Below are 14,866 nucleotides of genomic sequence, written 5' to 3' on the forward strand. Positions count from 1 at the left end.
CTTATGGAGGGTTATGGACAGCGACACTCAACGGCGTCGCTGTCGGGTACTGTGTTCTTCGTAGGCACGACTGAATTCACGACCGAACAGGTCCTGGAAATCCTCCTGGGCTTCCCGGGAAATATTGCTGTAGAGCTCGGTAAATTGCTGCCAGTACTGGGCCTGCCGCGAACCGCTGAAAATCCCCGTCAGCCCACCAGGCTTGCCCATGCGTTCTTCCAGTTGCGCCGGCTCGAAGCGCGCCAGCAAATGTTTGATCGCCGCTTCCACGCCGGCCATGACCGCCAGTTGGTGCGCCCGCAGATCATCGAAGCTGTCCCGCACCGCCGCATCCGGCGCCATGAACGCCTGGTTGCCATGACGCAGCAGCAACAACAGGGCTTCGTCGACGTTGGGGGCGAATTTCAACGGGTTGTTTTCCACCGGCTGGATCATCGTCTGCTGGATGCGGAACTCGCCCTTGAGACTGCTGCGGGCGCGCAAGACGTCGATCAGGCCTTCGACCATCAACCGATAGCTGCGCCCGATGTTTTCCATCTGCGCCTCGGCCTGGGCCTTGTCCAGGCGTAACTGCTCCAGACCGGCGCCGCGCAGGAATGCTTGCAGCAGATCGGGTTGGGCGGCGTCGACCGGAACGGCCGGCGTAATCGGCGCCACTGGCGCGACCGGCGGCTCGACACGGACCACCGGCGGTTCGGGCAGCGGTGCAGGTTCGGTCGGTATGCGGATATCCGCCAGGTTGAATTCGGCGACACTCGTTTCAGGCGCAAAGATGTCCGGCATCGGGATCGCTGGCTCAGGCCTCTGGGGCACGGCTATCGCGACCGGCTCGACCATCGGCACTTGTGCAACCGGCGGCGGGGCAACAGCCACCGGGGCGACGGGCACGGGTGCCGGCTTGTCGCTGAACAGGTCCCAGTCTTCCGGGATCACCGAGGCAGAACCCATTGTCACAGGCTCGACCACGGGCGGCGGGCTGGGACGAGGAATCGGCGTTGGCGGACGAAAATCATGCTGCTGGGCCGGCACATGATCGGGCTGGGTGGCCGGCGGCACGCTGGGCGGCGCGAGGAAATCGAACAGGTCCGGCATCGTGTCCATGGCTGACACGCCCTGGAACTGCGCCGGCGGAACCATGGGGATCGGCGCGGGGGTATTCACTGGCGCGGTCGCCTGGCGACCCATCAAGGCTTCGAAACTGCTGGGGGACTCGGCAAAGGGGTTGCTGTCGGTGACCGGCAGGTTGAAGTCGACGCGTGCCTGGATTTCATAATCACCGATGCGGATGATTTCGCCATCCTGCAGGGGTTCACTGTTGCCTTTGCGCAGGCGAACACCGGCCTTGACCAGCTCCACGCCATTGGTGCTGTTATCGGTTAAATAATATCGACCGTCTTTGTATTGAATAACGCAATGTTTACCGGACACCAAGCGTTCAGGATCCGGCAATACCCAGTCATTATCGGAATTACGGCCAATTGCCATCACTCCCTGATCCATGGACTTTTCAGAACACTGACCGGGGGTAATCTTGTGATAACTAGTGATAGTCAAACACAGCGGCATCTCGCCTCCTTGCCAAATACTTTCACACGCCTGCGCGCGGGTGAGTCGAGGGGAAAATTCGCCCTGCTGGCTCACCGGAAAACCTTGCAAACAACCGCGAAACGGCTTTTTGCCAGCATGAAGGCTGATATTAACCGGCCTGCATGACAAAAAACCGCTCTCAGTACCTTCCTCGACCTGCCAGTCGCGCGGGTTGTTAAGCGCCTCACAACTGTAACAGAGTGGAAATAGCTTACCTTGACAAGCGATAAGTACTACACCAAAAATGCACAACTTCTTGAATATCAATGATGGCACTTTAAGATCATATAGCATCTAACAGGCCATTACCGTCAAGGGACACGGGAAGTTCCACCCGGAACTTGCGTGTGAACTGCCCGACTTCATTGTTCCTCGGGCGATAGGGAGATCGATCCAAGTGGATGTGCCTTTGTTGCTCGCCGCCGTTTCCGCGAACTCGCCTTGTGGCGAAGACCTGGAATATGACGCGGATTTCCTGCGCCTGGAGCGTGATTCCCGAGGCCAACCCGAGCGCAGCATGGGCGACTCGATATTGCCCGCCGAGCCCCCCGAGTGGCGCAGCATCCAGCAACAGAGCCTGGACTTGCTGCAACGCAGCAAAGACCTGCGCATCACCCATTTCCTGTTGCAGAGTTCCCTGGCCCTCGAGGGTCTTCCAGGCCTGGCCCGCGTATTGACGCTGATCAGCGAATTGCTCAAGCAGTATTGGGCCGATCTGCACCCGCGCCTGGACGCCGATGACGACAACGATCCCACCGTGCGCATCAACGCCCTCGCCGGCCTGACGTCCGATGTCACCATCCGCCTGCTGCGCGAAAGCATCCTGGCCCGTTCGCGTACCTTCGGCGCCGTCAGCCTGCGCGCCGCCGCCAACGCCAGCGGCCTGCAAAGTTTCGCCGACGAAAACCTCGGTGCCGAACAACTCGCCGGCGCATTGCTCGACAGCGATCCCGAACAGCTGGAAATCACCCGTACGGCGCTGTTGGAAGCCCGCGCCGCCGCCGAAGCCATCGAACAGCAAGTCAGCGATCAGGTCGGTTCCGCCCAGGGTGTGGACCTCGGTCCGCTGAAGCAGCCACTGAAGATGGCCTTGCAGATTCTTGGTCAGTTCGCGCCGCAGAGCGGTGACAGCACCCTCTCCGACTCCGTTGCCGACGACAGCGCCGCACCGAGCGAATACACCAGCGCGCCGAGCACACCGCGCAACACCGGCACGAGCACGGTCAGCGGTGAAATCAACAACCGCGACGACGTACTGCGCAGCCTGGACCGGATTCTCGCTTACTACACCCGTCACGAGCCCTCCAGCCCCCTGCCGGTGCTGTTGAATCGGGCGAAGAATCTGGTGCACGCCGACTTCGCGGCCATCGTGCGCAACCTGATTCCCGACGGCATGAGCCAATTTGAAAACCTGCGCGGCCCGGACAGCGAATAACAGCGAGCGGATCACGCAGTCACGTCACCGGCCCCACCGGATGACGCCAACACCGTCGCTCAAGCGACCAGGAGCAGCAACGTGGCGAAGCAAAGTTCTCAGAAATTCATCGCGCGCAACCGCGCGCCTCGAGTGCAGATCGAGTACGACGTCGAGCTCTACGGCGCCGAGAAAAAGGTCCAGTTGCCCTTCGTCATGGGGGTAATGGCTGACCTCGCCGGCAAGCCCGCCGAGCCTCTGGCACCCGTGGCCGACCGCAAGTTCCTTGAAATCGATGTCGACAATTTCGACTCGCGCCTCAAGGCCATGCAACCGCGCGTAGCGTTCCATGTACCCAACGAACTGACCGGCGAAGGCAACCTGAGCCTGGACCTGACCTTCGAAAGCATGGACGACTTCAGCCCGGCAGCCGTGGCTCGCAAGGTCGACTCGCTGAACAAGCTGCTCGAAGCACGCACCCAACTGGCCAACCTGCTGACCTACATGGACGGCAAGACCGGCGCCGAAGAAATCATCATGAAGGCGATCAAGGACCCAGCGCTGTTGCAGGCCCTGGCGAGCGCGCCGAAGCCAGCACAGGATCAATGATCATGACCGACAATACCGTCCGCGAAGGCGCACAGAACCTGGGCGCGACTGAAGAAACCAGCGAATTCGCGTCCCTGCTGCTGCAAGAGTTCAAGCCCAAGACCGAGCGTGCCCGCGAAGCGGTCGAGACCGCCGTGCGTACCCTGGCCGAACAGGCCCTGGCGCAGACCGACTTGGTGTCCAACGACGCCATCAAGTCGATCGAATCGATCATCGCCGCCATCGACGCCAAGCTCACCGCCCAGGTCAACCAGGTGATCCATCACCCGGACTTCCAGCAGCTGGAAAGCGCCTGGCGTGGCCTGCACTACCTGGTCAACAACACCGAGACCGATGAGCAACTGAAGATCCGTGTGCTCAACATCTCCAAGACCGACCTGCACAAGACCCTGAAGAAATTCAAGGGCACCGCGTGGGACCAGAGCCCGCTCTTCAAGAAGATGTACGAAGAAGAATACGGCCAGTTCGGCGGCGAGCCTTACGGCTGCCTGGTAGGCGACTACTACTTCGACCAGTCGCCACCGGACGTGGAGCTGTTGGGCGAACTGTCGAAAGTCTGCGCAGCGATGCACGCACCGTTCATTTCCGCCGCCTCGCCGACCGTGATGGGCATGGGCTCCTGGCAGGAACTGTCGAACCCGCGCGACCTGACCAAGATCTTCACCACGCCGGAATACGCCGGCTGGCGCTCCCTGCGTGAATCGGAAGACTCGCGCTACATCGGCCTGACCATGCCGCGTTTCCTGGCGCGCCTGCCATACGGCGCCAAGACCGATCCGGTGGAAGCCTTCGCCTTCGAAGAAAACACCGACGGCGCCGACAGCTCGAAATACACCTGGGCCAACGCCGCCTACGCAATGGCCGTGAACATCAACCGTTCGTTCAAACACTTCGGCTGGTGCTCGCGCATCCGCGGCGTGGAGTCCGGCGGTGAAGTGGAAAACCTGCCGGCCCACACGTTCCCGACCGATGACGGTGGCGTGGACATGAAGTGCCCGACCGAGATCGCCATTTCTGACCGCCGTGAAGCGGAACTGGCGAAGAACGGTTTCATGCCGCTGCTGCACAAGAAAAACACCGACTTCGCCGCGTTCATCGGCGCCCAGTCGTTGCAGAAACCAGCCGAATACGACGACCCGGACGCCACCGCCAACGCCAACCTGGCCGCGCGCCTGCCGTACCTGTTCGCCACCTGCCGTTTCGCCCATTACCTGAAGTGCATCGTGCGCGACAAGATCGGTTCCTTCAAAGAGAAGGACGAGATGCAGCGCTGGTTGCAGGACTGGATCCTCAACTACGTCGACGGCGACCCGGCGCACTCCACCGAAACCACCAAGGCCCAGCACCCATTGGCGGCAGCCGAAGTGATCGTGGAAGAAGTCGAAGGCAACCCGGGGTACTACAACTCCAAGTTCTACCTGCGCCCGCACTACCAGCTCGAAGGGCTGACCGTGTCGCTGCGCCTGGTTTCGAAACTGCCTTCGGCCAAGGGCGCGTAATCCGACCCCTTGATGTGATCGTTCCCACGCTCGGCGTGGGAATGCCGCCCGGGACGCTCCGCGTCCCTGGAACGCAGAGCGTCCCAAGATGCGTTGCCACGCAGAGCGTGGGAACGATCAACACAACACAACGTGGTAGAAACCACACAGGGAGAAAACATGGCTGTTGATATTTTCATCAAGATCGGCGACATCAAGGGCGAGTCCATGGACAAGGCCCACAAGGACGAGATCGACGTCCTGAACTGGAGCTGGGGCATGTCCCAGTCCGGCAACATGCACACCGGCAGCGGCGGCGGTGCCGGCAAGGTGAACATCCAGGACCTGTCGCTGACCAAGTTCGTCGACAAGGCTTCGCCAAACCTGATGATGCACTGCGCCAGCGGCAAGCACATCGACAAGGTCAAGCTGACCGTGCGCAAGGCCGGCGGTGAAAGCCAGGTCGAGTACATGGTCATCAACCTGGAAGAAGTGCTGATCACCTCCCTGAGCACCGGCGGCTCGGGCAGCGATGATCGCCTGACCGAAAACGTCACCTTGAACTTCGCCAAGGTGCTGGTGGACTACCAGCCTCAGAAAGCCGACGGCACCAAGGAAGGCGGTCCGGTCAAGTTCGGCTGGAACGTGCGTCAGAACGTCAAGGTGTAATCGAACACGCCCCCGGTGCCACGCGCCGGGGGTATTTGGTGCTAGCTCTAATCCAATCCTTTCAGCGGTGTCTGAGTCATGGCCAAGCCTTCGTTTATCAATTTGTGGAAAGCCTATTCCGACCTGCTGGTTGCCCATCCTGACGCAAAACCCTGTGACGGTCCCTGGGCAAACCAATGCGCCATACGCATGAGCCTGACGCTCAATGCGGAGAAAACCATCAAGGTCAACAAATCCACCTACACCCAAGACCCCCTTTGCAAGCATGAACACGCCAGGGGCGCCGAGTCATTGGCCAATTGGTTGTGGAAACATCATCTGGGCCGTCCGACTATTCTCAGTAACAGCCCCGAAGACCGAAAGACATTGATGGGCAAGACCGGCCTGATTTTCTTCAAGGACTGCTTCCAGCAATCCGGAGAGACTGCCGAAGGTCGTAGCGGCGACCATATCGATCTATGGAATCGTGGCCTGACCCAAACCAGCGACCTTTTCTATCGATCCAAGAAGGTCTGGTTCTGGGAGCTCACTTAATGAACAAGGCCCTGTTCGCCCTATGCCTGACGACTAGCCTGATCAGCCTGAGCGCATGCGCCGAGCATGCCGGGACGCCGACGACCCAGACGGTTTTCGAGGGCCAGCCACTCAGTCTGGTTGACGATCAGGGTCAATGCACGCTGGTCAAACCCGACCAGAGTCGCATGAAGCTGGACATGGAATGGCCGTGCGGCTTCAGCTTGGATAAACAGCAGAAACTGCGCGTGGAAATGTTCAACAACATCCCGATTTTTGCGGTCTGGCGCAGCGAACACATGCCCGCCCCCAGCCGCGATTGTCTGAGCAAAATGCAGGCTATTCGTCAGCTGCCGGAAGGTTTCGAGGCGGGAACGGTCAGCCTGTATGCAGCTTGCGGCGCCGGCGGAGACCAGAAAATGTACGTGGCACCCTTTACGTGGTAACCGAAATCGCCACCCGCGATCGCCTCCAACCCTCCCTATTGGACCGGTTGACCGACGACGATCCGACCAACCCCAAGGAAAGCGCCGACAAACGCGTGCTGTCCCTGACCCAATTGAAAGCCTCGGTGCTGCGTGACCTGGCGTGGCTGCTCAACACCACGTCATTGCTCGACGCCGATGCCACGCTGCACACCCCGGCGGGCACCTCAGTGGTGAATTTCGGGCTGCCGGCGCTGGCCGGCAACAGCGCCTCGAACGTCGATCTTTCGGCGCTGGAAGCCCTGATCCACCAGGCCATCGCCACCTTCGAGCCGCGCATCCTGCGCCACACCCTGCGCGTGCGTGCCCGGGCGACGGCCGAGATGAACCACAACGCCTTGAGCTTCGAGATCGAAGGCGACCTCTGGGCGCAGCCGGTGCCGTTGCGCCTGATGCTGCAAACCGACCTGGACCTGGAAACCGGCCATGTGCGCGTGGTCAACGCCGATCAGCGGAGACGCTCATGAACCCGCGCCTGCTGGAGCTGTACAACCAGGAACTGCATCACGTGCGCGAAAGCGCGGCGGAGTTTGCCAAGGAATACCCGAAGATCGCCAGTCGGCTGACATTGTCCGGCATGGACTGCGCCGACCCGTATGTCGAGCGGCTGCTGGAAGGTTTCGCCTACCTGACGGCGCGGGTCCAACTCAAGCTCGACGCCGAGTACCCGACCTTCACCCACAACCTGCTGGAAATCGCCTACCCCCATTATCTGGCGCCGACGCCGTCGATGACCGTGGTGCAGATGCAGGCCGACCCGGACGAAGGCTCCTTGAGCAGCGGCTTCGAGCTGCCCCGGGACAGCGTCCTGCGTGCCGCCCTGGGGCGTGAAACCCAGACCTGTTGCGAATACCGTACGGCCCACTCGGTGACACTGTGGCCCTTGCAGGTCAGCCAGGCCGAGTACTTCGGCAACCCGTCCACGGTGCTCGGACGCCTGGCCGCCAGTGAACCGAAAGCCAAGGCGGGCCTACGCCTGACCCTGCGCACCGGCGCCGAATTGCCGTTCAACAGCCTGGCCCTGGACAATCTGCCGCTGTACCTCAGTGGCGCCGACGAACAACCGTTCCGCTTGTACGAACAGTTGCTGGGCAGTGCCTGTGCGGTGTTCGCGCGCCAACCCGGCGGCAATTGGGTCGAGCGGCTGCCCCAGGATGCACTGCGCTCCCGCGGTTTCGATGACGTCGACGCGGCTCTGCCGGTGGTGCCGCGCGCGTTCCAGGGCTATCGCCTGTTGCAGGAGTACTTCGCCCTGCCCCAGCGCTTCCTGTTCGTCGACTTCACCCAACTGAGCCGCGCAGTCAAGCGTTGCGACGGTCAGGAGCTGGAGTTGATCGTGTTGTTCGACCGCCACGACCCGAGCCTGGAAGGCAGCGTCGGCGCCGCGCAGTTCCTGCCGTTCTGCACGCCGGCCATCAATCTGTTCCCCAAGCGCCTGGACCGCATTCATCTGTCGGACCGGGTCAACGAGCACCACGTGATCGCCGACCGCACCCGGCCGATGGATTTCGAAGTGCATTCGCTGACCGGCCTCACCGGCCACGGCACCGGGCCGGAGCAGCCGTTCCTGCCGTTCTATGCCGTGCGCGACCCTTCCCGTTACGGACGTGACCAGGCCTATTACACGGTGCGCCGTGAACCGCGGGTGTTGTCCAGCGATCAGCGACGCAATGGTCCGCGCTCGACCTACATCGGCAGCGAAACCTTTGTCAGCCTGGTGGACAGTCAGCAGGCGCCTTACCGCCATGACCTGCGCCAACTGGGCGTGACCGCGCTGTGCACCAACCGTGACCTGCCGCTGTTCATGAGTGTGGGCAACGGCAAGACCGACTTCACCCTGGCCGACAGTGCGCCGGTCGGTGCCGTGCGTTGCGTCGCCGGGCCGAGTCGGCCACGGGCCAGCCATGCCCACGACGCCAAGGCCTGGCGGTTGATAAGCCAGTTGTCGCTGAACTACCTGTCCCTCAGTGAACAAGGCCAGGGCGCCGCTGCCCTGCGCGAACTGCTACGCCTGTACGGCGACAGCAACGACGCGGCGCTGCAATTGCAGATCGAAGGCCTGCGGGAAGTCAGCAGCAAGGCCTGCACTCGACGCCTGCCGATGCCCGGCCCGATCGTGTTCGGTCGGGGCCTGGAGATCACTCTGGAATTCGATGAAAATGCGTTCCGCGGCACCGGGGTGTTTCTCCTTGGCGCGGTGTTCGAACGCTTCCTGGCACGCTACGTGTCGATCAACAGTTTTACCGAGACGGTGATCCGTACCACCGAACGCGGCGAGATCATGCGATGGAAAGCCAAGCCCGGACGTCGTCCGACCCTGTGAGTACCCTGGACGCGATGCGCCAGGAACCCTGGGAATACGACTTTTTCCAGGCGTTGCGGCGCATCGAGTGCGAAACCCCCGAACTGCCGCGCCTGGGCCATTCCCTGCGCCTGGCCGATGACCCGTTGCGCCTCGGACAACAGGCCGACTGCACCTTTGCCCCGGCCACCCTCGCCTCGGTGCAACCGGGTGTCGACGGCACGCCGGCGCGGCTGGAGCAATTCTTCTTCGGCCTCGGTGGCCCCAACGGCCCGATGCCGTTGCACATGACCGAGTACGTGCGCGAGCGCCAGCGCAACAACGCCGACAGCACCAGCAAGCGCTTTCTCGATGTATTCCACCATCGCCTGCTCAGCCTGTTCTATCGGGCCTGGGCTGAAGCACGGCCAACGGTCAGCCATGACCGCCCGGACGACGACTACTGGTCGGCGCGCCTGGCGGCGCTCAGCGGCCGGGGCATGCCGAGCCTGCTCAACCAAGGGCTGATCCCGGACACGGCAAAACTGCATTACAGCGGTCACCTGGCGGCACAAACCCGCTACCCGGACGGCTTGAAAGCCATCCTCAGCGAATATTTCGGCCTGCCGGTGGAGATCGAGGAATACGTCGGCCAATGGCTGGAGTTGCCGGAACGCAGCCGCGTCGGCGTCAGCGCCCATCAGCTGGGTGTGGACTTCTGCCTGGGCCGCTACGTGTGGGACCGCCAACACAAATTCCGCATTCGCCTCGGGCCGCTCAAGCTCGTCGACTACATGGGCATGCTGCCCGGTGGCGAGCCGTTCAATGAGCTGGTGGCCTGGGTCGCCGAATACCTGGGCCATGAGCTGGACTGGGACCTGAACCTGGTCCTGGAACAGCCCGAGGTGCCGACGCTACAACTCAACGGCCGTTTCCGCCTGGGATTCAACACCTGGCTGGGGCAACCCGAAAAAGATGCCAACGATCTAATACTGGCCCGGCATTACGCCGAACAGGCCAACACCTCACAGACCTCAAGGAGCCATGAGCATGGGTGAAATCAGTCGCGCCGCGTTGTTCGGCAAACTCAACAGCGTGGCCTACAAGGCCATCGAAGCCGCCACCGTGTTCTGCAAATTGCGCGGTAACCCCTACGTGGAACTGGCCCACTGGTTTCACCAGTTGCTGCAACTGCAGGACTCGGACCTGCACCGCATCATCCGCCAGTTCAACGTCGAGCCGGCGCGTCTGGCCCGGGACTTGACCGACGCATTGGACCGCCTGCCACGGGGCTCGACTTCGATCACCGACCTGTCCTCCCACGTCGAAGAAGCCGTGGAACGCGGCTGGGTCTACGGCAGCCTGATGTTCGGCGAAAGCCAGGTGCGCACCGGTTACCTGGTGTTGGGGATCCTCAAGACCCCAAGCCTGCGCCATGCCCTGCTAGGACTGTCGTCGGAATTCGACAAGGTCAAGGCCGAAGCCCTGAGCGAGCGCTTTGACGAATACGTCGGCGACTCCCCGGAAAACGCCCTGACCGCCAGCGACGGCTTCAACGCAGGCAGTGTGCCGGGCGAAGCCAGCGGCGCCATGGCCCCCAGCGCCATGGGCAAGCAGGAAGCCCTCAAGCGCTTTACCGTCGACCTCACCGAACAGGCTCGCAGCGGCAAGCTCGACCCGATCGTCGGTCGCGACGAAGAGATCCGCCAACTGGTGGACATCCTCATGCGCCGCCGGCAGAACAACCCGATCCTCACCGGTGAAGCGGGCGTGGGCAAGACCGCCGTGGTCGAGGGCTTTGCCCTGCGCATCGTTGCCGGTGACGTGCCGCCGTCCCTCAAGGACGTGGAGCTGCGCAGCCTCGACGTCGGCCTGCTGCAGGCCGGCGCGAGCATGAAAGGCGAATTCGAACAGCGCCTGCGCCAGGTCATCGAAGACGTCCAGGCCTCGCCGAAGCCGATCATCCTGTTCATCGACGAAGCCCACACCCTGGTGGGTGCCGGTGGCGCCGCCGGTACCGGTGACGCGGCCAACCTGCTCAAGCCAGCCCTGGCCCGTGGCACCCTACGCACCGTGGCCGCCACGACCTGGGCCGAGTACAAGAAGCACATCGAGAAAGACCCGGCCCTGACCCGGCGTTTCCAGGTGGTGCAAGTGGCCGAGCCGTCGGAAGACAAGGCCCTGCTGATGATGCGCGGCGTGGCCTCGACCATGGAACAGCACCATCAGGTGCAGATCCTCGACGAAGCCCTGGAAGCCTCGGTCAAGCTGTCCCACCGCTACATCCCCGCGCGCCAGTTGCCGGACAAATCCGTGAGCCTGCTGGACACCGCCTGCGCCCGCGTCGCCATCAGCCTGCATGCGGTGCCGGCCGAAGTGGATGACAGCCGTCGGCGCATCGAAGCGCTGGAAACCGAGCTGCAGATCATCGCTCGCGAGCACGCGATTGGCGTGGTCATCGGCACACGCCAGACCCAGACCGAAAGCCTGCTGAGCGCCGAACGCGAGCGCCTCGCCGAGCTGGAAAGCCGCTGGGCCGAAGAGAAAACCCTGGTGGACGAACTGCTCGCCACCCGTGCCACCCTGCGCGAGCGCGTCGGTGTGGTGGACAGCGAGGACACCAGCGAAGCTTCCGACAACGAAAGCCACGCCCTGCGCGAGAAACTGGTGGACCTGCAACAGCGCCTGACCGCCCTGCAAGGCGAAACCCCGCTGATCCTGCCGACCGTGGATTACCAGGCCGTGGCCTCGGTGGTCGCCGACTGGACCGGTATCCCGGTGGGCCGCATGGCCCGCAACGAACTGGAAACCGTGCTCAACCTCGATCAGCACCTGAAAAAACGCATCATCGGCCAAGACCACGCCCTGCAGATGATCGCCAAGCGCATCCAGACCTCCCGTGCCGGCCTCGACAACCCGAGCAAGCCCATCGGCGTATTCATGCTCGCCGGCACCTCCGGCGTCGGCAAGACCGAAACCGCCCTGGCCCTGGCCGAAGCCATGTACGGCGGCGAACAGAACGTCATCACCATCAACATGAGCGAGTTCCAGGAAGCCCACACCGTGTCCACCCTCAAGGGCGCGCCGCCGGGCTACATCGGCTACGGCGAAGGCGGCGTGCTGACCGAAGCCGTGCGGCGCAAACCGTACAGCGTGGTGTTGCTGGACGAGGTGGAGAAAGCCCACCCGGACGTGCACGAGATCTTCTTCCAGGTGTTCGACAAAGGCGTGATGGAGGATGGCGAAGGTCGGGTGATCGACTTCAAGAACACCCTTATCCTGCTCACCACCAACGCCGGCACCGAGCTGATCGCCGAGGTGTGCAAGAACCCGCAGGACGTGCCCGAGCCCGAGGAAATCGCCAAGGCCCTGCGCCAGCCGCTGCTGGAAATTTTCCCACCGGCCCTGCTCGGCCGCCTGGTGACGATCCCGTACTACCCGCTCAGCGACGAGATGCTCAAGGCCATCACCCGCCTGCAACTCAACCGCATCAAGAAGCGCGTGGAGAGCACCCACAAGGTCGCGTTCGACTATGACGACGCGGTGATCGACCTGATCGTCTCGCGTTGCACCGAAACCGAAAGCGGCGGCCGCATGATCGACACCATCCTGACCAACAGCCTGCTGCCGGACATGAGCCGCGAGTTCCTGACCCGCATGCTCGAAGGCAAGGCCATGGCCGGCGTGCGGATCAGCGCGGTGGACAACGAATTGCAGTACGATTTCAGCGACGCGGCCTGACCTGACAGGAACACAAAAAACCCTGTGGGAGCGAGCCTGCTCGCGATAGCGGAATTACATTCAACCTCGCGTTGACTGACACTCCGCCATCGCGAGCAGGCTCGCTCCCACAGTGGGTTGCGCTCCTTCAGCCAACACAACTTGCACGGGACACTCGATGTTATTCAACCAAGCCACACGCCTGGCCAAAATCACCAGCCCCCTGGGGCCCGAGGTGCTGCTGCTCAAGGACATGGGCGGCGGCGAAGAGCTGGGAAGGCTGTTCAACTATGAGTTGCAGCTGCACTCGCTGGACAACGCCATCGATCTCAATCAGGTGCTCGGCAAACCCATGTGCGTGAGCATGCAGCTGGACGGCGGCGGCGAGCGGCATTTCCACGGCATCGTGGCTCGCTTCAGCCAGAACGTCGACCAAGGCCAGTTCGCCAGTTACCAAGCCACGCTACGGCCCTGGCTGTGGCTGCTGACACGCACCTCCGATTGCCGGATTTTCCAGAACCTGACCATCCCGCAGATCATCAAGCAGGTGTTCCGCGACCTGGGTTTCTCCGATTTCGAAGACGCCTTGAGCCGGCCCTATCGCGAGTGGGAATACTGCGTGCAGTACCGCGAGACCAGCTTCGATTTCGTCAGCCGCCTGATGGAACAGGAAGGGATCTACTACTTCTTCCGCCATGAGCAGGGCCGTCATGTGCTGGTGCTGGCCGATGCCTACGGTGCGCACACCAGCGCGCCTGGCTACGCGTCGGTGCCCTACTACCCGAAGAACGAGCAGCAACGCGAGCGTGACCACATTCACGACTGGCACCTGGCCCAGGAAGTGCAGCCCGGCTCGCTGGAACTCAACGACTATGACTTCCAGCGCCCCAGTGCGCGCATCGACGTGCGTTCGGCGATGCCCCGTCCCCACGCCGCCGGTGACTATCCGCTGTACGACTATCCCGGCACCTACGTGCAGAGCGAAGACGGCGAGCACTATGCCCGCACCCGCATCGAAGCCTTGCAGACCCTGCACGAACAGGTCGAGCTGGCCGGCAACGCGCGAGGCCTGGGCTCGGGTCATCTGTTCAGCCTGACCGGCTTCACCCGCCAGGACCAGAACCGCGAATACCTGATCGTCGGGGCCCGCTACTACCTGTCCCAGGAAAGCGGCGAAACCAGCGGCGGCGCCCCTTCGGCACAGTTCGAAAGCAGCCTGACCTGCATCGACGCCCAGCAGAGCTACCGCCCGCTGCCCCACACCCACCGGCCCATCGTCAAAGGCCCGCAGACCGCCCTGGTGGTCGGCCCCAAGGGCGAGGAAATCTGGACCGATCAGTTCGGCCGGGTGAAGGTGCACTTCTACTGGGACCGCCACGACCAGTCCAACGAGAACAGCTCGTGCTGGATCCGCGTGTCGCAATCCTGGGCCGGCAAGAACTGGGGCTCGATGCAGATCCCGCGCATCGGCCAGGAAGTGATCGTCAGCTTCCTCGAAGGCGACCCCGACCGACCGATCATCACCGGTCGCGTCTACAACGCCGAGCAGACCGTGCCTTACGACTTGCCCGACAACGCCACCCAGAGCGGCATGAAGAGCCGTTCGAGCAAGGGCGGCACGCCGGCGAATTTCAACGAAATCCGCATGGAGGACAAGAAAGGCGCCGAGCAGTTGTACATCCATGCCGAGCGCAACCAGGACATCGTGGTCGAGGTGGATGAAAGCCATTCGGTGGGTCACGACCGCAACAAGAGCATCGGCCATGACGAGACAGTGACCATCGGCAACAACCGTCTGCGCATCGTCAAACAGGAAGACATCCTGTCGGTGGGCCTGCGCAAGACCGACAGCATCAGCCAGAGCTACGTCATCGAAGTGGGCGAAAACCTGCGGCTGGTGTGCGGTGAAAGCATTCTGGAGCTCAATGCCAGCGGCCAGATCAACCTGACCGGCGTGCAGATCAGCTTCTATGCCAAGGGCGATGCCGAGTTCAACACCGGTGGCGTCCTGCACCTGAACAATGGCGGCGGCCCTGGTGCCACCCCTGACGGCCAGGGCGTCAAGGCCAGCATCGACGCCAACGTCAAAGCCGCGTTCCCCAAGGGTTAA

General features: G+C 62.6%; 12 protein-coding genes. 11 read left to right on the plus strand and 1 reads right to left on the minus strand.

Annotated features, from left to right (window positions below; genetic code table 11):
• Window positions 1-27: 27 nt before the first annotated feature.
• On the minus strand, window positions 28-1,566 hold the full coding sequence (gene tagH, locus CGA22_RS06355) for a type VI secretion system-associated FHA domain protein TagH (protein ID WP_041020907.1): 1,539 nt from the start codon (window positions 1,564-1,566) through the stop codon (window positions 28-30).
• Between the two features lie 418 nt (window positions 1,567-1,984).
• On the opposite strand from tagH, the gene tssA reads away from it, so the two are divergent.
• The 11 genes from tssA (at window position 1,985) to CGA22_RS06410 (ending at window position 14,866) form a co-directional block, all read left to right on the plus strand.
• Window positions 1,985-3,022 (plus strand): type VI secretion system protein TssA, encoded by a 1,038-nt coding sequence (tssA, locus tag CGA22_RS06360; protein WP_041022248.1) that lies wholly within the window; start codon window positions 1,985-1,987, stop codon window positions 3,020-3,022.
• Window positions 3,023-3,103: 81 nt separating this feature from the next.
• Window positions 3,104-3,610: a type VI secretion system contractile sheath small subunit gene (gene tssB, locus CGA22_RS06365; RefSeq protein WP_003177230.1), complete on the plus strand. Its 507-nt coding sequence runs from the start codon at window positions 3,104-3,106 to the stop codon at window positions 3,608-3,610.
• Window positions 3,611-3,612: 2 nt separating this feature from the next.
• Entirely contained in the window at window positions 3,613-5,109 is a 1,497-nt protein-coding gene (tssC, locus tag CGA22_RS06370) for a type VI secretion system contractile sheath large subunit (protein ID WP_024776801.1), read from the plus strand.
• Window positions 5,110-5,268: 159 nt separating this feature from the next.
• On the plus strand, window positions 5,269-5,757 hold the full coding sequence (locus CGA22_RS06375) for an Hcp family type VI secretion system effector (RefSeq protein ID WP_041022249.1): 489 nt from the start codon (window positions 5,269-5,271) through the stop codon (window positions 5,755-5,757).
• A gap of 78 nt (window positions 5,758-5,835) precedes the next feature.
• Window positions 5,836-6,291, plus strand: coding sequence for a type VI secretion system amidase effector protein Tae4 (locus CGA22_RS06380; protein WP_041022250.1), 456 nt, complete (start codon window positions 5,836-5,838; stop codon window positions 6,289-6,291).
• Entirely contained in the window at window positions 6,291-6,716 is a 426-nt protein-coding gene (locus CGA22_RS06385) for a hypothetical protein (RefSeq protein WP_041022251.1), read from the plus strand. Before CGA22_RS06380 ends, CGA22_RS06385 begins: the two co-directional genes overlap by 1 nt.
• Window positions 6,710-7,222, plus strand: coding sequence for a type VI secretion system baseplate subunit TssE (tssE, locus tag CGA22_RS06390; protein ID WP_024776797.1), 513 nt, complete (start codon window positions 6,710-6,712; stop codon window positions 7,220-7,222). The genes CGA22_RS06385 and tssE overlap by 7 nt, the downstream gene beginning before the upstream one ends.
• Complete coding sequence (gene tssF, locus CGA22_RS06395; protein ID WP_041022252.1) at window positions 7,219-9,078, plus strand: type VI secretion system baseplate subunit TssF; 1,860 nt, start codon at window positions 7,219-7,221, stop codon at window positions 9,076-9,078. The genes tssE and tssF overlap by 4 nt, the downstream gene beginning before the upstream one ends.
• Window positions 9,042-10,094, plus strand: coding sequence for a type VI secretion system baseplate subunit TssG (tssG, locus tag CGA22_RS06400; protein ID WP_041022253.1), 1,053 nt, complete (start codon window positions 9,042-9,044; stop codon window positions 10,092-10,094). The genes tssF and tssG overlap by 37 nt, the downstream gene beginning before the upstream one ends.
• A complete protein-coding gene (gene tssH / locus CGA22_RS06405) occupies window positions 10,087-12,777 on the plus strand; it encodes a type VI secretion system ATPase TssH (protein ID WP_041022254.1) in 2,691 nt (896 codons plus the stop codon). The genes tssG and tssH overlap by 8 nt, the downstream gene beginning before the upstream one ends.
• Window positions 12,778-12,934: 157 nt before the next feature.
• The gene (locus CGA22_RS06410) at window positions 12,935-14,866 is read left to right on the plus strand and encodes a type VI secretion system tip protein VgrG (RefSeq protein ID WP_041021188.1); all 1,932 of its coding nucleotides are present in this window, start codon (window positions 12,935-12,937) and stop codon (window positions 14,864-14,866) included.

The sequence above is a fragment of the Pseudomonas sp. PSB18 genome, assembly GCF_014596565.1.
GTDB lineage: Bacteria > Pseudomonadota > Gammaproteobacteria > Pseudomonadales > Pseudomonadaceae > Aquipseudomonas.

Coding starts and splice junctions, on each gene's coding strand:
- tagH (WP_041020907.1), bottom strand. CDS start 1,566: ATGCCGCTGTGTTTGACTATCACTAGTTATCACAAGATTACCCCCGGT.
- tssC (WP_024776801.1), top strand. CDS start 3,613: ATGACCGACAATACCGTCCGCGAAGGCGCACAGAACCTGGGCGCGACT.
- CGA22_RS06375 (WP_041022249.1), top strand. CDS start 5,269: ATGGCTGTTGATATTTTCATCAAGATCGGCGACATCAAGGGCGAGTCC.
- CGA22_RS06380 (WP_041022250.1), top strand. CDS start 5,836: ATGGCCAAGCCTTCGTTTATCAATTTGTGGAAAGCCTATTCCGACCTG.
- CGA22_RS06385 (WP_041022251.1), top strand. CDS start 6,291: ATGAACAAGGCCCTGTTCGCCCTATGCCTGACGACTAGCCTGATCAGC.
- tssF (WP_041022252.1), top strand. CDS start 7,219: ATGAACCCGCGCCTGCTGGAGCTGTACAACCAGGAACTGCATCACGTG.
- tssG (WP_041022253.1), top strand. CDS start 9,042: ATGGAAAGCCAAGCCCGGACGTCGTCCGACCCTGTGAGTACCCTGGAC.
- tssH (WP_041022254.1), top strand. CDS start 10,087: ATGGGTGAAATCAGTCGCGCCGCGTTGTTCGGCAAACTCAACAGCGTG.
- CGA22_RS06410 (WP_041021188.1), top strand. CDS start 12,935: ATGTTATTCAACCAAGCCACACGCCTGGCCAAAATCACCAGCCCCCTG.